The sequence below is a fragment of the Idiomarina sp. UBA3176 genome, assembly GCF_002364295.1.
Lineage (GTDB): Bacteria > Pseudomonadota > Gammaproteobacteria > Enterobacterales > Alteromonadaceae > Idiomarina > Idiomarina loihiensis.
Map to the genome: position 1 here is coordinate 122,186 of NZ_DEXU01000023.1, position 18,452 is coordinate 140,637.

The window sequence follows — 18,452 nt, forward strand, 5'->3', positions numbered from 1 at the left end:
TTATAGCTTTATTGCTCTGCGCTAGCGTTCGCGGCTTAAGTTCGATAAAGTAGCGGGCATGAAAATCTCATGGTTACTCATTACAGTCATCCTGATATACAGCTTTTTTACCTGTGCGTCTGTGGTTGGCCATATGGAAGACGCAAGCCACAGCAGTGTGGATGTTGTTTTTGATGTAAACCATGGTTTGGAACATAGCCCGAATTCTTCATCTTTAGATCTTGAGCAGGGGCACGACCACCAGTTTCATGCGCACGTTAGTTGCATTACTGGTTATGGCATTAGTGTCTCTGCTTGTCCCGTTATTACCGAAGCTCAACCTACCGCTGTGATTTTTGATAAGGGTTTAGCCCATCAACCGCCGGTTCCCCCACCAAACGCTTAATCTCCATTTCTACCGTCATTTTTAAATAGCGAACAATTGGAGAAAAAACATGAAGCGTTTGAGCTTCGTGGTGGTCTTTCTGGGTGCCATATTGGTGTTTCCGGTTAGTGCTGCCGCGTCAGATTTAACTTTAAGTGATGCATTAAACCGCACGCTGAAGAGTAACCCCGATTTACAAAAGTACGATTACCAACAGCAGGCCGCCGAGGCACTGACTCTGCAGGCTGAGTTTTCACCTAATCCGAGAGTTGGACTGGAAGTTGAAAACTTTGCTGGCTCTGGTGAAAGCTCCGGTCTGGATAGTGCGCAGATGACGCTGTCCTTCTCTCAGGTCATTGAGTTAGGTGAGAAACGCCAGCAGCGTATGAATGCGGCTACAGCCGAAGAAAAAGTGCAACAGGCCGAGTTTGAATACCAGCGCATTGAGGTACTGGCACAAACCACACAACGCTTTTACCAAGTACTCAAGCTGCAGGAGTTTATTCGTCTTAGCAAGCAGCAGCTTCATCGTATGGAGAGTCTCTTAGAAACTGCGCAGGAGCGGGCAAATGCCGGCGCGGTTCCAAACTCTGAGGTAACCCGTATCCAACTTCAGCGCGAGAGCCAACGGGCTGATATAGAGGAACTGAAAGGCCAGTTGGCTAAAGCGCAGGCAAAGCTCAGCGCAATGTGGGCTGAGCAGCCAAACTTTAACCAAGTTTCGGGGACTTTTTATTTCCCCTTAAAGTTGCCGAAGCAATCGGACGTTCTAAATGCAGTAAATAAAGCGCCTGAATATTTACGCCTGTTAGATTCCGAACGCTTATTGCGGGCTCAGGCAAAGGCGTTGGAAGCAGACTCTACCTCTGACTTAAGTCTCGGATTTGGCGTACGTTACAACAATCAGTCGGATGATACCGGTTTTGTTGTTGAAGCTTCGATGCCATTGCAACTGCAAGATCCTAATATCGGGCGTATTAAGCAGCGTCGGGTTTTGCATCAATCGAACCTGCAGCAGCAAAAACTAGTGCGAACTCAGTTGCGCTCGCTGGCACTGGCGCTAATAAACAGCCTGCAAACCCACCAAAACTACCGACAAAAAGTGAAAGACACGCTATTGCCATTGGCACAGCAACTGGTCGAACAAACGAACCAGGGCTATGTGCGCGGTACGCATTCGTTATTGCAGGTGCTGGATGCGCAGAATGAGCTAGCTCAGCTCGAGTACCAAAGAGTTTCGCGGGAGCACGCCATATACAGCGATGTCATTCAGCTGGAACGTATGACCGGACAAGCATTTTTAGGAGAACAGCAGTGAAACTATCAACTTACTTTTTAGCAGCTGCTTTGTTGGCTGTCTGTAGTTACCCCCAAAAAATCTGGGCGTCGGAAGATGACCACCATGAAAAGTCGCATACCGAACTGAGCGATAAAGCTATTGAAAACGCCGACCTGACTATGGGACAAGTTAGCTCCCAACGCATGGCTGTGACTCAAACTGTTTTCGGCGTAATTGCCCCGGAGAATAACAATATTGCGCATATTAGCGCCCGCTATAAAGGCATTGTGAGTTCGCTTAATGCCAATATCGGCGACTCAGTTAAAAAGGGCGAGGTACTTGCCGTAGTCGAAAACGTCAGTACAGGTACCAAGTTCAATGTGGTCAGCCCCATTAGTGGCGAGGTTTCTGAACGATTTACTAATATTGGTGAACTGGTTGATCAACAACCTTTATTTCAGGTAATTAATACCGCTTCAGTTTGGGTAGAGTTGTCAGCATTTCCCGAAAACGTGGAGGCAATGCAAGAAGGTCAGAGCGCTGAGGTATATGACTTACACCACCATAAAACGGTAAGCGGTACAGTATCTTACATTGCACCTCAGATGACCGGCGGTCACATAGCCCGGGCACGCGTCGTGTTGCCCAATAAGTCAGGACATTGGCGCCCGGGAATGCATGTTAAAGCGGATGTCACAACTGACACCTTTACTGCCGATATCGCGGTTGAGTCCGATGCCATTCAGACCTTGAACGGAGAAACCGTAGTTTTTATCCGCAACGGCAACCGGTTTGAAGCCAGTGAGATTAAAACAGGGCGCAAATCGGGTGACTACGTCGAGGTTCTTTCGGGGCTTCAGTCAGGCGCAGAGTATGTCATTGGCAACAGTTATTTGATTAAAGCTGACATTCTCAAACAAGGTGCAGGGCACAGCCACTAGGGGGACTATCATGATTGATGCACTCATTCGCTTTGCGGTTGAACGCCGCTGGTTAGTGGTGGCTGCGACCTTTTTGATTGCGGCTGTTGGTGTGTATAGCACCATGAAGCTGCCAATTGATGCGGTGCCGGACATTACCAATGTGCAGGTACAGGTGAATACCGAGGCGCCGGGTTATTCACCGCTGGAAACAGAACAACGTATCACTTACCCGGTAGAAACGGCTATGGCGGGCATTCCGAAGCTGGATTATACCCGCTCAATTTCTCGTTATGGTTTGTCTCAGGTAACCGTGGTATTTGAAGAAGGCACCGACATTTACTGGGCTCGACAGCAAATTAGTGAGCGACTACAGCAGGTTAGAGGGGAACTGCCGCAAGGCGTTGAACCCGCAATGGGACCCATAGCCTCCGGTTTGGGAGAGATCTTTAACTACGTTGTCAGAGCAAAACCAGGGGCAACCGACGCAGAGGGTAAGGCTTATACTGCGGAAAGTCTGCGCACTATACAGGACTGGATCATTAAACCGCAGTTGGTAAAAGTACCGGGGGTTACCGAAATAAACAGTGTTGGCGGCTATGAAAAGCAATACCAGGTTGCACCTCAACCGGGGCGTATGCTGGCTTACAAAGTGACCATGAAGGACTTACTAAAAGCTCTGGACTTGAACAACCGAAACGCCGGCGCCGGATATATAGAAAAGAACGGGGAACAGTGGCTGGTGCGCTCGCCGGGTCAGTTACAATCTCTGGAAGACATTGGCAATGTGGTGGTATCAAAGCGGGACGATGCGCCGGTTCGGGTGCGCCATGTCGCTGAAGTCAAACTGGGTGAACAGCTGCGCACCGGTGCAGCTACATCTAATCAGGAAGAAGTGGTTCTGGGCACCGCCATGATGCTTATTGGTGAGAACAGCCGCATAGTGTCACAAGCGGTGTCTGAAAAGCTGGAACAAGTGCAACAAAGCTTACCAGAAGGCGTGGTTGCTGAGCCTATTTATAATCGTACTACCTTAGTGGATAAAACCATTGCCACGGTTGAGAAGAACCTTTTTGAAGGTGCGGTTCTGGTTATTGTGGTTCTGTTTATCTTGCTCGGCAATATACGTGCTGCCTTGATCACCGCATGCGTTATCCCGCTTAGTATGCTGTTTGCTATTACCGGAATGGTCACGAATAAAGTGTCCGGCAACCTGATGAGCCTGGGTGCGATAGACTTTGGCATTATTGTCGATGGGGCCGTTATTGTAGTGGAAAATGCTTTGCGACGACTGGGTAATGCGCAACAGCGGTTAGGAAGAGTGTTAAGAACTCAGGAACGCTTAGTTGAGGTTATGAAAAGTACGCGTGAGGTATTCAATCCGGCGGTATTCGGTGTCCTCATTATTATGCTGGTATACCTGCCCATATTCGCGTTAAGCGGCGTGGAAGGAAAAATGTTCCATCCTATGGCCTTTACTGTCGTTGCGGCGCTGCTGGGTGCCTTGATTTTTTCGGTCACTTTTGTCCCTGCCGCTGTCGCTATCTTTGTCCGTGGCAATATTAAGCACGGCGAGAACAAAGTGATGCGCGGCGCTCGTAAAGCTTATCAACCGGTATTAAGGGGGGCTCTAAAACTTCCGGTGTTCGTTATTGCTATCGGTTTCGGCTTGTTCGCTGTTTCTTTGTTTCAGGCCAGTCGTATGGGTACGGAGTTTTTGCCGCAACTGGACGAAGGCGACATTGCGATGCATGCCTTGCGAATTCCGGGCACAGGCTTACAGCAGTCGGTTGATATGCAAAAAGACGTAGAAGCCGTGGTGGCGGAATTTGCCGAAGTAAAGCGCGTCTTCTCTAAAATTGGTACACCAGATGTAGCAACGGATCCGATGCCACCGAGCGTGGCTGATACCTTTATTATGCTGAAGGAGCGCAAAGACTGGCCCAACCCGGATAAAACTAAAGAGCAACTGGTCAGTGAAATTCGTGAGGAGGTACAAGAGTTACCCGGTAACAAGTACGAATTTACCCAGCCGATAGAAATGCGGTTTAACGAGCTGATTGCTGGAGTGCGGGCTGATCTTGGCGTACGTATATACGGCGACGACCTTGAGCAGCTCAAACAACTGGGTGACTCAGCCGCGGCTATTATCAGAGAGGCTCCGGGGGCTTCCGGCGTGCGCGTTGAGCAAATGACCGGCTTACCTATCTTGTCTGTTGAACCTAAGCGAGACCATTTGGCGTTGCTGGGGCTTACGGTTGCTGATGTACAAAGTACACTGCAGAGTGCCGTAGGCGGCATTCAGGCTGGGGTTATTTATGAAGGTGACAAACGTTTCAAGTTATTGGTTCGGCTGGACAATGACTGGCGGCAGAACATTGAAAAATTGAAACAACTGCCGGTAGATGTGCCTGCGGCAAATAACCCAGAGCTACAGTATGTGCCGTTAGGTGAAGTGGCTAAACTGACTTTAGCTAATGGGCCTAATCAAATTAACCGGGAAAGTGGTAAACGGAATGTCATTGTCAGTGCTAACGTTACTGACCGCGACTTGGGCTCATTTGTTAATGCGGTTCAGGAGAGTTTAAACACAAACCTGGATATTCCGACTGGTTATTGGATTGATTATGGCGGCACTTTTGAGCAGTTGCAGTCAGCTTCACAGCGCTTAAGCCTGGTGGTTCCGTTGACGCTGTTGCTGATTTTAGGTCTGCTGTATAGCGCCTTCGGTTCTTTAAGCAGCGCATTGATTATCTTTACCGGAGTGCCCTTGGCATTAACCGGCGGGATTTTCGCTTTGTCATTGCGAGGCATGCCTCTGTCTATTTCTGCGGCGGTGGGTTTTATTGCCTTGTCCGGCGTCGCGGTGTTAAACGGGGTTGTTATGCTGTCTTTTATCCGACAGTTGCTTCGGGATGGTTTACAGCTGAAAGACGCTGTATTTGAGGGGGCGCAACAACGTCTGCGACCGGTACTGATGACGGCTCTTGTGGCGAGCTTGGGCTTTGTTCCTATGGCATTTAATACGGGTACCGGAGCAGAGGTTCAACGGCCTCTGGCCACCGTTGTTATTGGTGGTATTATTTCGTCAACGCTTCTGACGCTGGTTGTTCTACCCGCGTTGTTTTATTTGGTAAATCGATTTAAACAGGCGAAAACGTAATTTTATTAATCCCTCCGAATAAGCGTGTTCATTTTGAGCGCGCTTTTTTATTGATTTACTCTCAACTTGCTTTTAGTCTGATACCCGCAGCTGTTATTTGGACATATGTTCTTTTTCATTATCTAAATCGGTTTGATGATTAAGCTTCCATAATTAACAACGGATTGGAAAGGGACAATAATGGAAGATAAAAAAGAATACGCTAAGTACGCCGGGTTTCGAATTCGCTTTGCAGCGATGTTAATTGACGTTGTTATCTTGGTGATTTTGTTTTCAATACCCGTTGGATTTATCTACGGTCAGGAGTACTGGCAAGGTGAAAAGCTGATATACGGCTTCTGGGACGTACTGATTAACTACGTTATACCGGCCATACTGACTATCTTTTTCTGGATTAAGTTTTTAGGAACACCCGGTAAAATGATATTGAAATTACGGGTAGTGGATGAGCATACTGGGGGGACCCTGAGTATAGGGAAAGCCATCGGCCGTTATTTTGCTTATATACTCTCGGCACTACCTGTCCTTTTAGGCTTTTTCTGGATAGTGTTCAGTGACAAAAAGCAGGCCTGGCACGATATATTAGCTGGTACCGTAGTGGTTCGCAGCGAATCGAAAGGGCCTTTTGAGTTTAGATCTTAGCGTTTTTTTGCTATATTCTGGAGCCTAGCCACAGCACCCTGAAATGTCAGTTTTCTCACCCGTTTTTACTGCTCGTGCATCGCGAATAATGCGTATTGCAGAGCGCAGCACAATTAAAGCAATGACTGTGGCTATGACTAAGTCCGGCCAGGCCATATTAAGCTTAGCAACCAGCAGAGCTGAGAGAATTACCCCGCCGTTCATTATCATGTCGTTGCGCGAGCATATCCAGCTGGCACGAATGTTAATATCGCCATTGCGCGAGCTGTACAGCAAAGCGAAACAAGCGATATTAACGGCAAGAGCGAGCAGGGCAACCCAGAGCATCATGTTGGCGTTAGGCTGGCTGCCAAAAATTAAACGTTGTAACACATCTGCCAAAACCACAAGTGCCAGCACGGTTTGCAGTGTGCCGTTAAGAATGGCGGCGTTGGCTTTGTATTTTATGGCTTTACCAACAGCATACAAACTAACTGCATAAACCAGAGTATCCGCCAGCATATCTAATGAGTCGGCAATAAGCCCACTGGACTCTGCTAACCAACCCGCAATAAATTCAACGAAAAACATCACTCCGTTAAGAACCAGCACGGTCCATAATAATGTCCTTTGTGCTTTGTCGATGTGTTGTTGTGCGGTGGTGCTACAGCAGGATGACATAAAGTAACTCCGAATAGGTTTTAGCTGGCGCTATACTAGCAAAAGTGCTTGGTTGGAGACAGGTGGCGTGCTTTTTATTTGTTGTTAGGGTCGTCTTTCGGTATACTACTTTCCCGTCTGAATGCAATCCCAAATTTGACCTGACCAACTAGGTATCACATGGCGACAAACTATATTTTCGTAACCGGCGGAGTTGTATCCTCGCTGGGTAAAGGCATTGCTGCAGCCTCCCTGGCGGCAATTCTAGAAGCACGGGGCCTTAACGTTACTATCATGAAGCTGGATCCCTACATTAACGTAGATCCGGGTACCATGAGTCCAATTCAGCACGGTGAAGTTTTTGTCACCGTAGATGGAGCTGAAACCGATCTTGACCTTGGTCACTACGAGCGTTTTATTCGCACCCGTATGACCAGCAGCAACAACTTTACCACCGGCCGTGTCTATGAAGACATTATCCGCCGTGAGCGTAAAGGTGAGTTTTTAGGAGCGACCATTCAGGTCATTCCTCACATTACCAACGAAATTAAGCGTCGTGTTATTGAAGGCAGTAAAGGCTTCGATATTGCCATTATTGAAATTGGTGGCACGGTGGGTGACATTGAGTCACAACCTTTCCTTGAAGCCATTCGTCAGTTGGGCACGGAAATTGGTCGTGACCACACCTTATTTATGCATCTGACCCTGGTGCCATTCTTAGGCGCTGCGGGTGAAGTGAAAACCAAGCCAACACAGCACTCAGTGAAAGAACTGCGTTCTATTGGTATTCAACCCGATATATTGATATGCCGTTCAGATCGTTCTTTACCGGCAACTGAGCGCTCGAAAATCGCTTTGTTTACCAACGTAGAAGAGCGCGCGGTTATTGGCCTGCGCGACGTTGACAGTATTTACAAAATACCTTCTATGCTAAAAGCTCAGAGCCTGGACGACATAGTCACTAAACGTTTTCGTCTGGACTGTCCTGAAGCCGACTTGCATGAGTGGGAAGAGGTTCTTTATCAGGAATCGAATCCGAACGGTGAAGTCACGGTTGGTTTTGTCGGTAAGTACGTTGAACTGCCTGACGCTTACAAGTCAGTTAACGAAGCCTTAGCGCATGCTGGTCTTAAGAATCGTTTAACGGTGAACATTCGTTATATAGACTCGCAAGATTTAGAAACCAAAGGTACCTCTAAGCTTGAAGACGTGGATGCTATTTTGGTTCCCGGTGGCTTTGGTGGTCGTGGTATTGAAGGAAAACTAATTGCGGCGAAATACGCTCGTGAAAACAATGTTCCGTATTTGGGCATTTGTTTAGGTATGCAAGTCGCAATGATTGAATTCGCTCGTAATGTGGCTGGTTTAGCTGGCGCTAACAGCACTGAATTTGATGAGAGTTGCAGCGATCCTGTGGTGGGACTTATCACTGAATGGATGGATGCCAGTGGCCAGAAAGAATTGCGCGATAAGCATTCTGATTTGGGGGGCACTATGCGCCTGGGCTCACAAGAATGTCATTTAGAAAAGGGCTCTAAAGCACTTAAAATGTACGGTAAAGAGACTATTGAAGAACGCCACCGTCATCGTTACGAAGTGAACAACCATTATGTTGAAGCACTGGAGAAAGCTGGCTTAAAAATTACCGGTTACTCGCACGATAAGCAGTTGGTTGAAATTCTGGAAAACCCGAAACACCGCTGGTTTGTGGCAGTACAGTTCCACCCGGAATTCACTTCAACGCCGCGTGACGGGCACCCGTTATTTAAAGGCTTTATAGAAGCTGCTGGCGAATTTCATAAAGAGCGTTTGGGTTAATAACCCGGCTAATGATTAAGCATTAAACAGGATTTAAGCATGAGTAAGATTGTTAAAGTTGTTGGTCGTGAAATTATGGACTCCCGTGGTAACCCGACGGTTGAAGCCGACGTTTACCTGGAGTCTGGCCACATGGGCCGTGCGGCAGCACCAAGTGGTGCATCAACCGGTTCACGTGAAGCTCTGGAGTTACGTGACGGCGACACTTCTCGTTACTTAGGTAAGGGTGTTGAAACGGCAGTCGCCAATATTAATGGCGCTATCGCTGAAGCCTTAAGCGGTATTGATGCGATTAACCAGGAAGCTGTCGATAACATTATGTTGAGGCTGGACGGTACCGACAATAAAGAAAAGTTGGGTGCTAACGCTATTTTAGCTGTGTCTCTTGCTGTGGCGAAAGCAGCGGCTTTGAGTAAAGGCATTGAGCTTTACGAACATATTGCCAACCTGAATAACACCAGCGGTAAATACAGCATGCCACTGCCAATGATGAACATCTTAAACGGTGGTGAACATGCAGATAATAACGTGGATATTCAGGAGTTCATGATCCAGCCGGTTGGCGCTGAAAGCTTCAAAGAAGGCCTGCGTATGGGCGCTGAAGTGTTCCATGCTCTGAAAAAGGTTCTGCAGAAGCGCGGTTTAAGCACAGCGGTTGGTGACGAGGGCGGGTTTGCGCCTAACTTGGCATCTAATGAAGAAGCCTTGCAGGTGATTGTCGAAGCGGTTGAAAACGCGGGCTATAAAATGGGCAGCGACATTACCCTGGCTTTGGATTGCGCTGCATCTGAATTCTACCGTGACGGTAAATACGAATTGTCTGGCGAAGGTAAGTCCTTTACCGCCGAAGAGTTTGCTGATTATCTGGCAGAGCTGTGTGACCGTTATCCTATTATTTCTATTGAGGATGGCCTGGATGAAAGCGACTGGGACGGCTGGAAAGTCTTAACCGAAAAACTGGGCAGCAAAGTTCAGTTGGTCGGTGATGACCTGTTTGTAACTAATACGCGTATTCTGAAAGAAGGTATCGACAAGTCGATTGCCAATTCAATTTTGATTAAATTTAATCAGATTGGTAGCCTGACAGAAACCTTAGCAGCCATTGCGATGGCGCGTGAAGCAGGTTACTCGGCGGTTATTTCTCACCGTTCGGGTGAAACCGAAGACGCCACTATTGCCGATTTGGCAGTAGGCACCGCAGCGGGTCAAATTAAAACCGGCTCGCTGTGTCGCTCTGACCGGGTTGCTAAGTACAACCAATTATTGCGTATAGAGGGCGATTTGAATGGCCAAGCGCCTTACCGCGGACGACAGGAAGTCAACGCTGGCTAATCAACAGGCGGACATATTTCAGCCGCTGGCTCAGCAGGGCGATTTTGCCGAGCTGTGCTCAGCGCTGTATGAACGTGAATTACCGCAACTGGCACAGGTTAATGATATGCCTGTTGCGGCTCTGCAACGTCGTTTAGCCAGTCTCCCGCACTATATTCGTCACGCCGCTCATGGTTGCCTCAATGCAGTGCAGTATTCGCCGTTAAAGTTGGATGTTCAGAACGCCAGCTGGCAGGCTCCTCAGCCAACAAAAGCTCCTTCAGCCGGTATATCTGCCGAAGGGCAGAGCCAATGGTTTGCTAAACATGCAGCTTTGGGTCTGGTGGTTCCTGTTCGTTATCAAACTCCTGAATTTACGACCATAATGCTCGACAGCATCGACCGTGTGGATCCTGATAAAAAGCGTCTGCATCTGAATTACCGTGGCTGGTTTGATTTTACCGGGCAGGGTGAACATAGTCAGGATACCTTACTCAAGCCTAATAAGCGTGTTATGACCGCAGCCAGCTGTGGACATCAGTGGAATCATAAAGGGCGCGTTAACCCACGCACCTTAACGCTGCGTGAGTTGTTACTGGTGGCTACTCTGGACTGGAAAAAGTTTCAGGTGGCATTGCGGATAGCTCGTTAAGCCAGTCCTGCCATACCGGTTGTAATCCTTTCGCTTTTATTGCCTGCGCCACTTCACTTACTGGCCTGTCGTCATCTATGGAAAACTGTTCCAGCTCTTGTTGCTCGTTGGCGTAACCGCCGGGCTGAGTTTTCGATTCGGCACTGACCGAGGTCACACCTAGCCGAAACAACCCATCACGAAGCGCCTGCTGTTCGCGCGTGGAAAGGCTGAGTTCTACATCGGGGAACCGCAACCGATAGGCGCAAATTAACTGAACCAGTTGTTTATCAGAAATTGTCCTTGCGTTATCGACACCACCGGCACAGGGCCGTAGCCGGGGAAACGACAGCGAATAACGACTGCGCCAGTAGAGTCGCCGTAAATAATCCAGATGCATGGCGGTAAAGGTGCTGTCGATACGCCAGTCCTCCAGTCCAATCAGCGAGCCCAGGCCAATTTTATCGATACCGCATTCGCCCAGGCGGTCGGGCGTTTCAAGCCGCCAGCGGAAATCGCGTTTTTTGCCTTTTAAGTGATGTTTAGCATACGTGGCGGCCTGATAAGTTTCCTGATACACCATAACGGCGTCCAGACCCAGCGTGCGTAATTCAGCGTATTCATGGGTAGCCAATGGCTGCACCTCAAACATGACATAGCTGAAATAGCGTTTGATAATAGGTAGCGCGTGACGAAAATAATCAATACCTACCTTGGTTTCATGCTCGCCAGTCACTATCAGCAGGGTGTCAAAACCTTTGGCTTTTATGGCCTGACATTCCTGCTCGATTTCAGTTGGTGACAAGGTTTTGCGCTTTAAGCGGTTACTCATGGAAAAGCCGCAGTAGCTGCAATCGTTAGCACACAGATTCGATAAATACAGCGGAATAAACAAGTGCAGTGTGTTACCAAAGCGTTGCCGGGTCAGTTGTTGTGAGCGCTCTGCCATAAGGGGCAGATAGGACTCCGCCGCCGGCGACAGTAACGCCATAAAATCGCCCGTATTCAGATGTTTTTTGCTTAAAGCGGTTTCAACGTCAGCCGCGTTTTTACTGTAAAGCTGCAGGCGGGTATCATCCCAGCTGGTCTGCTCCCAGGTAGTATAAAAGCTCATAGCGACTCCAGAAACTCCGTTAACGGGCTGGATGCGGACGCTTTTAGCGAAGCGTTTTGACTTAAGCCTGCTTCAAAGGCCTGACGCCCAACAATAACCGCATCGCGAAAGGTTTTTGACATAGCGACGGGGTCGTTTGCAGTGGCTATGGCGGTATTCACCAGCACAGCGTCTGCGCCCATTTCCATAGCTTCAACAGCGTGGCTTGGCGCGCCAATGCCCGCATCGACAATGACGGGTAGCGATGCCTGCTCGATAATAATCCGTAGGAAGTCTCGAGTAAGCAGGCCCTGGTTTGAGCCTATGGGAGCGCCTAACGGCATAACTGCCGCACAGCCAACTTCCTCTAAGCGTTTACACAATACGGGATCAGCACCGCAGTAGGGCAGTACGGTAAAGCCTTCTTTTACCAAAGTTTCAGCGGCTTTTAGGGTTTCTATCGGGTCCGGCAGCAAATAGTTGGGGTCGGGGTGTATTTCCAGTTTAAGCCAATGGGTACCTAAAGCTTCACGGGCAAGGCGTGCAGCAAAAATAGCGTCTTGTGCAGTTTTGGCACCAGAGGTATTTGGCAAAAGCTGTAAACCTAAGTTTTGTATAGGCGTGACAATGTCGTCAGTGGGGCGCTCAAGTTCAACGCGCTTTAATGCCAGCGTTACTAACTTGCTACCGGAAGCCGCAAGGGACTTCTGCATAATATCCGCGCTACTGTATTTGCCAGAGCCTATGAATAAACGGGAATGAAAATCTCGATCGGCTATTCTCAGCATGGTTTAACCTCCGGCCACGGCTTGAACAAGTGTAATGGTATCGTTGTCTTTAAGCTCAGTCTGTTGCCATTGCTCGCGGTGTATAATCTGTCCGTTTAAGGCGACGGCAACGGCCGAGGTATCGACGTTCTGAGCAGACAGTAGCTGCGATAAGTTGGTTTTTTCAGTGATCTCAAAATCTTTGTCATTAATTTGAATGCGCATTTTGACCTCCGCATACAGGGCATGAAGCGGCCCGCGGTAAATAGAGTTGTTGCCAGTTTTGCGATAAGCCATTGAAGGTTTGCAGGTAACCCCAGGCAAGCTTATGTCCGGTAAAATAATTAATTGCCAGTAGCGCCTGACTGGATCCCATAATGCCCACAACAGGAGCGGCTATACCCGCGTTACTGCAGTTCAGTGGCTCGGTAACAGCGTCGGGATAAAGGCACTGATAACAGCCGTGCGATTGCCCCGGATTTAACGCGATGAGTTGCCCGTTAAAGCCGCGCGCCGCAGCAGAAATGAGCGGGGTGTTCAGGCGGTAGCAGCTTTGGTTGATCAGGTACCGGGTCTCGCGATTGTCGGTGCAGTCGAGGACTAAATCGGCTTGTTCGGCGAGCGCGTCCAGATTGCCTTCATAGGCCTTTTCTTCAATAGCGGTGATACGAATGTCCGGGTTTAACCGCGACAAAGAATGACCAGCTTGCCACGCCTTGGACAAACCAATATCGTCGCTGGAATAGAGTGTTTGGCGCTGTAAGTTGCTGAGACTTATTGTGTCGTGATCGACCAGTGTGATTTGGCCAACGCCCGATGACGCCAGATATTGGCTGGCAGGACAACCGAGACCACCCAAGCCAATAATCAGCACATGACTTTTGAGCAAACGCTGTTGTCCGGTTTCGCCAATTTCTTTCATCAGTATGTTGCTGCTGTAACGCAGAAGTTGCTCATTACTTAGCATAGGCAACCTCGCTTTCTTCCTTAACTTCGGCTTTAACTTCAGCTTCCATTGCAGTCAGTAACTGACGAACAGCCTGCTCGACGTCGCTCGTAGCAGTAATAGCGCTAACAACCGCTATGCCGTTAATTCCGGTAGCTTTTACGGCAGCTACGCGCTTTAAAGAAATACCCCCAATAGCGACTGTCGGTATGTTCGTTGGCGCTAATAACGCGGCATAGCGGCGTAGTCGCTGCAGCCCTTGCGGTTTGGATGGCATAGTCTTGGTTTGAGTTGGGAAAATATGACCTAACGCGATGTAAGATGGCGTGTACGCTTGAGCAATTAATAACTCGGTGTAGCTGTGAGTGGAAATGCCCAACCTCAACCCTGCTTGCTGAATAGCGTGAAGGTTAGCCTCGGTTAAGTCTTCCTGACCTAAATGCACGCCATAAGCGTTGTGCTTAATAGCCAGTTGCCAGTGGTCATTAATAAACAACTGCGCTGAATATTTCTCTGCCAGCTGAATGCTTTTTTTAATAGCGGTTTCCAACTGAGGAGCATCAGGATCTTTAATACGCAGTTGCAGTGTCTTAATGCCCAGTTTTAAGAGCTTTTCTATCCACTCGTAAGAATCCACTACCGGATACAATCCGGGTTCCTGGTCTAGACTGGGAAACTGGAGGTCAACACAGGGCAACTCCGGCGTATTAATCTTTGGAAAATGGTCAATTTGCTGTGGCCAGTGTGTATGAGCAACAGGGCCTGGTCCTCTGCCTATACCTTTCGCCTCAATCAGGCCCTGATGCACGTAGGCATTAGCGACTGTTATGGCGTCCTCAAGTGGATAGTCATGTGCTAACGCCGCGGCAATGGCTGAAGACAAGGTGCAGCCTGTTCCGTGGCTGTGTTTTGTTCTCAACTTCTGCTGAATGTACTGGGTATGTCCATCGGAGCTAAGGTAATAGTCAGAGATTTCATCGGCGCGACCAAAATCGGTGCCTGTTACCAGAATTCGGGACAGTCCGGCCTGAAAGAGTTGTTCTGCAGCGCGATACATTGAGTCCTCATCAGTAACCTCTAATCCGCTCAACCAACTGAGTTCATCCAAATTCGGTGTCATAATATCAACCAGCGGGAATAACTCCGCGCAATGTTGAGGCTTGAGCTCCGACAGGCGATCCTGCTGAGTGCTGACAACCACCGGATCCCAGACCACGAAAGGCTGGGGAAGGGGATCAGACCATTGCTTTAAAAAGTCAGCCACACACTGAAGCTGTTGCACATTACTAAGCAACCCAATTTTTATCGCAGCAGGCGGCATGTCCTGTTGCAGGCATTCCAACTGCTGACGAACGGCGTCAGCAGCTAACGGGAATAACCCGGTGGTTGCAACAGAGTTTTGGGCGGTAATTGTGCTTATGACACTGCAGCCATGCAGGTTCAGACTACGGAACGTGTGCAAGTCCGCCTGAATGCCTGCGCCACCGCCGCTGTCAGAACCTGCGAGGGTCCATACGACAGGTACCGACATCATTCTACTCCTTCGGTCGCCGCGTCTTTCACTTTTACATCAATGCGAGTGTCCGGGTTGTACTGACGTACCTCGTGAGAAATTTTCATGGAGCAGAACTTAGGACCGCACATGGAGCAAAACTGCGCGGTTTTGTTCGAATCCTGAGGCAGTGTTTCATCGTGATAGCTGCGAGCTGTAACCGGGTCCAACGCCAGGTTAAACTGATCCTCCCAGCGGAATTCGAAGCGGGCTTTTGACATAGCGTCATCCCTCGCCTGAGCGCCTGGGTGTCCTTTGGCTAAATCGGCCGCATGAGCCGCTATTTTGTAAGCGATCATCCCCTGTTTTACATCTTCCTTGTTAGGCAAGCCTAAGTGTTCCTTCGGGGTAACATAGCAGAGCATGGCGCAGCCAAACGCGCCAATCATGGCAGCACCAATACCTGAGGTAATGTGGTCGTAACCGGGTGCTATATCGGTGGTTAGCGGCCCTAAGGTGTAGAACGGCGCGCCGTGACAGTGCTTTAACTGCTCATCCATATTTTCCTGAATTTTATGCATGGGCACATGGCCGGGGCCTTCTATCATCACCTGTACATCGTACTCCCAGGCAATTTGAGTCAATTCGCCGAGTACTCTCAGTTCAGCAAACTGAGCTTCATCGTTGGCGTCGGCAATGGAACCGGGGCGCAGGCCGTCACCTAAAGACAGCGACACATCATATTTCGCACAAATTTTGCAGATATCGCGGAAGTGCTGATAAAGAAAACTTTCTTGCTGGTGCGCCATGCACCATTTCGCCATTATCGAACCGCCACGGGAGACTATGCCGGTAACTCGCTTTGCAGTCAGTTTAATGAAGTCGTGCAGTACGCCGGCGTGAATCGTAAAATAGTCCACACCTTGCTCAGCCTGTTCCAGCAGTACGTCTTTAAATACTGGCCAGCTCAGATCCTCAGCAACGCCATTGACCCGTTCTAAAGCCTGATAAATAGGCACAGTACCAATAGGCACTGGACTGTTGCGTAAGATCCATTCCCGGGTTTGGTGAATATTACGGCCGGTAGATAAGTCCATTACGGTATCAGCGCCCCAGCGAGTCGCCCATACCAGCTTTTCGACTTCTTCTTCAATAGACGAACTAACCGATGAGTTACCAATGTTGGCATTCACTTTAACCAAAAAGTTGCGGCCAATAATCATTGGTTCTGATTCGGGGTGGTGGGTATTAACGGGAATAATCGCGCGTCCACTGGCGACTTCGTCGCGCACAAATTCCGGCGTTATGGGGTTTTCAAGGTGCTCCCGACCCATATTCTCGCGCAGTGCAATGAACTCCATCTCAGGGGTGATCACGCCGCGCCTTGCGTAAGCTAACTGCGTAATGCCTTGATTATATTGCTGATTCTCGCTATGGCGATCCTGAATCCAGTTCTCACGAACCTTTTTCAAACCCACTTTTACGTCAATTGCAGCTTCCGGGTCACCGTAGACGCTGGACGTATCATACACGTCCACCGGCTCGTTCGGTGGTAACTTCACGTCCGGTGTGGGCTGGTGCAGGGTTTCGCTAAGGTGAATGCGACGAAAGGGGACCTGGATGTCTTTGTTGCTGCCTGAAATAAATTCACGGCTGGAATTAGGGTAATAATGCCCGGATAGTGATGATAAGAAGGATTCAGCCTGTTGGCGGTTTAAACGGTTATTCGATGGTGCAGTTGACATAGCATTCTCTCATTTTGTTGATGTTAGAGATGCTTGTCAGGAGTGTTGAAAGGAACATCAGCGCAGAAACAACGGTCGTGTCATGCTGATGCTCTCTTGTTCCCTTCGCAGGTATTAGCCTGATCAGGTTCAACGGATCCCGCAATTGCGGTCTCAGCCGGTAACTTCATTAAGAAAGCTACCGGCACTCCGACAAGATTCCTTTTTAGTGGAACAAAATCTTAGAGCGAATGCAACCGCTGTTAATCGTTAACCAGTTTAGCGACAACGTTAGCTGGCTTCTCCATTGGCTGGCTTAGGCCTTCTATGCGTTCAACAATAAGCCCTTGTTTATCGAGAATAGTGATCAAATTGCTGTGATCAAAATCACCGTCCGGACGCTGTCGATACCTCACGCCAAGTACTGTAGCTAAGGTTCTGATATCCTGCTCCGAACCGTTCAGAAACAGCCAGTTGTCATTGTTAAGTTGATACTGCTTAACATAGTCAGCGAGTGCCTCGGGTGTATCGCGATCGGTGTCAAAACTCACCATAACGAGCTTAACTTGCTGTTTAGTGTCTTCGTCCAGCTTGCTGTATAAACGTTTTACGTCATGGACCAACACTGGGCAGGCGGTGGTGCAACTGCCATAAATCATGGAAAGAATAACGGGATGACCTTCAAGTTCTGAAAGCTTGAGTTGGCTATTCTTATGCGTGTTCCAGGTAGCATCTATCTGGTATACCGACTCGGAGTGAGAGACCTCTGCTGCGTTCATTGCCGTATGATTGCTGTGGTCGTTAGCTGTCTGATTCTTGTGCATATTGTGATGCGAGTGATCCTGCGCAAAAGACTGGACAGCAAAGATCAAAGAGGCCAGGGCGGTCAATTTTAGCAATTTATTCATGGTCGTTCTCCAGGTCGTATGCGCAACGAAAACCCATAGTGCTGGTCGCACTTTGCGGGGCGTAATCACTGCGTGACTGATAACGGAAAAATGTGGCGTAATTGGCGTTACTAAAACTCGACATAAAGCGCGCTCCGTCGCCACATGAGCCGGAGAGCAAATCGACGTCATCGCCGTTGGTTAATAATAATTGATAGTCGTCTACCCATTCGTTGACACGGTCGTGCATGTGCATCAATTGCTCAGCATTTGGGTCGACGGTTTGTTGTTTCGCACTGTGTGGCTGGCTGTACCAGGCAAACAGGTTACGGGCATAATCATCGTCGCTGATGTTCTGCTGTTGCCGATATTTGACCGACGCATACTCCCACTCGTTAAGACCAGGCAAACGGCCACCTTGTGCGGAGCAGTATTCGCGTGCGGCAAACCAGGATACATAAGTGACGGGTTCGTTGTCTTTGCCTTTAGCAAATCCAGTATTATCATCCCAATGCTTCAGGTAATTTCCATCATGGAATAGGGCAGCGATGTTGTCTCGCTGCCACTGAGGTTGTTCAATGACAAATTCCAGAAACTCTTGGTTAGTGACAGGGGTTGCGTCCAGCATGAAACTTTCCATTTCTATACTGAGGCGCTCTTTGTCCAGTAAGACCGGAGGTTCGAAAGTACCACCATTGATCAGAACTGGATCAGCGAGCACTAAGGGTGACAATAAAACACCTGCAACTCCAAGCCACTTAACCATAAGTTTCCCC

Annotated in this window: 17 protein-coding genes and 1 riboswitch; of the genes, 8 read left to right on the forward strand and 9 right to left on the reverse strand. The window is 48.9% G+C overall.

The window, feature by feature from the left end:
- Positions 1–58: 58 nt before the first annotated feature.
- From B2U97_RS10145 to B2U97_RS10165, 5 genes are all read left to right on the forward strand, one after another.
- Positions 59–385, forward strand: coding sequence for a hypothetical protein (locus B2U97_RS10145; protein WP_227016301.1), 327 nt, complete (start codon positions 59–61; stop codon positions 383–385).
- 49 nt (positions 386–434) lie between these two features.
- Positions 435–1,682: a TolC family protein gene (locus B2U97_RS10150; protein WP_114981432.1), complete on the forward strand. Its 1,248-nt coding sequence runs from the start codon at positions 435–437 to the stop codon at positions 1,680–1,682.
- The gene (locus B2U97_RS10155) at positions 1,679–2,584 is read left to right on the forward strand and encodes an efflux RND transporter periplasmic adaptor subunit (RefSeq protein ID WP_114981430.1); all 906 of its coding nucleotides are present in this window, start codon (positions 1,679–1,681) and stop codon (positions 2,582–2,584) included. The genes B2U97_RS10150 and B2U97_RS10155 overlap by 4 nt, the downstream gene beginning before the upstream one ends.
- Positions 2,585–2,594: 10 nt before the next feature.
- Positions 2,595–5,726 (forward strand): efflux RND transporter permease subunit, encoded by a 3,132-nt coding sequence (locus B2U97_RS10160; protein WP_114981428.1) that lies wholly within the window; start codon positions 2,595–2,597, stop codon positions 5,724–5,726.
- Between the two features lie 180 nt (positions 5,727–5,906).
- The gene (locus B2U97_RS10165; RefSeq protein ID WP_272988044.1) at positions 5,907–6,368 is read left to right on the forward strand and encodes an RDD family protein; all 462 of its coding nucleotides are present in this window, start codon (positions 5,907–5,909) and stop codon (positions 6,366–6,368) included.
- Between the two features lie 24 nt (positions 6,369–6,392).
- Here the strand turns inward: B2U97_RS10165 and B2U97_RS10170 are convergent, their stop codons facing one another.
- Complete coding sequence (locus B2U97_RS10170; protein ID WP_272988042.1) at positions 6,393–7,028, reverse strand: cation transporter; 636 nt, start codon at positions 7,026–7,028, stop codon at positions 6,393–6,395.
- Positions 7,029–7,187: 159 nt separating this feature from the next.
- On the opposite strand from B2U97_RS10170, the gene B2U97_RS10175 reads away from it, so the two are divergent.
- From B2U97_RS10175 to B2U97_RS10185, 3 genes are read left to right on the forward strand one after another with little or no spacing between them, the layout of a single operon-like run.
- Complete coding sequence (locus tag B2U97_RS10175) at positions 7,188–8,825, forward strand: CTP synthase (protein ID WP_114981422.1); 1,638 nt, start codon at positions 7,188–7,190, stop codon at positions 8,823–8,825.
- 39 nt (positions 8,826–8,864) lie between these two features.
- Positions 8,865–10,157, forward strand: a complete 1,293-nt coding sequence (eno, locus tag B2U97_RS10180; protein WP_011234024.1) for a phosphopyruvate hydratase — start codon at positions 8,865–8,867, stop codon at positions 10,155–10,157.
- Positions 10,111–10,788: a hypothetical protein gene (locus B2U97_RS10185; protein ID WP_114981418.1), complete on the forward strand. Its 678-nt coding sequence runs from the start codon at positions 10,111–10,113 to the stop codon at positions 10,786–10,788. Before eno ends, B2U97_RS10185 begins: the two co-directional genes overlap by 47 nt.
- On the opposite strand, the gene thiH is transcribed toward B2U97_RS10185, so the two are convergent.
- The 8 genes from thiH to B2U97_RS10225 all read right to left on the reverse strand — a co-directional run bounded on the left by thiH (position 10,739) and on the right by B2U97_RS10225 (position 18,442).
- Positions 10,739–11,881, reverse strand: coding sequence for a 2-iminoacetate synthase ThiH (thiH, locus tag B2U97_RS10190; protein ID WP_153849042.1), 1,143 nt, complete (start codon positions 11,879–11,881; stop codon positions 10,739–10,741). The two genes, B2U97_RS10185 and thiH, sit on opposite strands and share 50 nt — an antisense overlap.
- Positions 11,878–12,648, reverse strand: coding sequence for a thiazole synthase (locus B2U97_RS10195; protein ID WP_153849043.1), 771 nt, complete (start codon positions 12,646–12,648; stop codon positions 11,878–11,880). The genes thiH and B2U97_RS10195 overlap by 4 nt, the downstream gene beginning before the upstream one ends.
- 3 nt (positions 12,649–12,651) lie before the next feature.
- Positions 12,652–12,852 carry a sulfur carrier protein ThiS gene (thiS, locus tag B2U97_RS10200; protein ID WP_011234020.1) on the reverse strand — a complete coding sequence of 67 codons (201 nt, stop codon included), beginning with the start codon at positions 12,850–12,852 and terminating at the stop codon, positions 12,652–12,654.
- Positions 12,836–13,594, reverse strand: a complete 759-nt coding sequence (locus tag B2U97_RS10205; protein ID WP_114981411.1) for a HesA/MoeB/ThiF family protein — start codon at positions 13,592–13,594, stop codon at positions 12,836–12,838. Before B2U97_RS10205 ends, thiS begins: the two co-directional genes overlap by 17 nt.
- Complete coding sequence (thiE, locus tag B2U97_RS10210) at positions 13,584–15,107, reverse strand: thiamine phosphate synthase (RefSeq protein ID WP_286824255.1); 1,524 nt, start codon at positions 15,105–15,107, stop codon at positions 13,584–13,586. Before thiE ends, B2U97_RS10205 begins: the two co-directional genes overlap by 11 nt.
- Positions 15,104–16,810 carry a phosphomethylpyrimidine synthase ThiC gene (thiC, locus tag B2U97_RS10215; RefSeq protein WP_286824248.1) on the reverse strand — a complete coding sequence of 569 codons (1,707 nt, stop codon included), beginning with the start codon at positions 16,808–16,810 and terminating at the stop codon, positions 15,104–15,106. The genes thiE and thiC overlap by 4 nt, the downstream gene beginning before the upstream one ends.
- Positions 16,811–16,893: 83 nt before the next feature.
- Positions 16,894–17,012, reverse strand: a riboswitch (TPP riboswitch).
- 40 nt (positions 17,013–17,052) lie between these two features.
- Positions 17,053–17,697, reverse strand: a complete 645-nt coding sequence (locus B2U97_RS10220) for an SCO family protein (RefSeq protein WP_011234016.1) — start codon at positions 17,695–17,697, stop codon at positions 17,053–17,055.
- Positions 17,690–18,442 carry a formylglycine-generating enzyme family protein gene (locus tag B2U97_RS10225; RefSeq protein ID WP_286824246.1) on the reverse strand — a complete coding sequence of 251 codons (753 nt, stop codon included), beginning with the start codon at positions 18,440–18,442 and terminating at the stop codon, positions 17,690–17,692. The genes B2U97_RS10220 and B2U97_RS10225 overlap by 8 nt, the downstream gene beginning before the upstream one ends.
- Positions 18,443–18,452 lie beyond the last annotated feature (10 nt).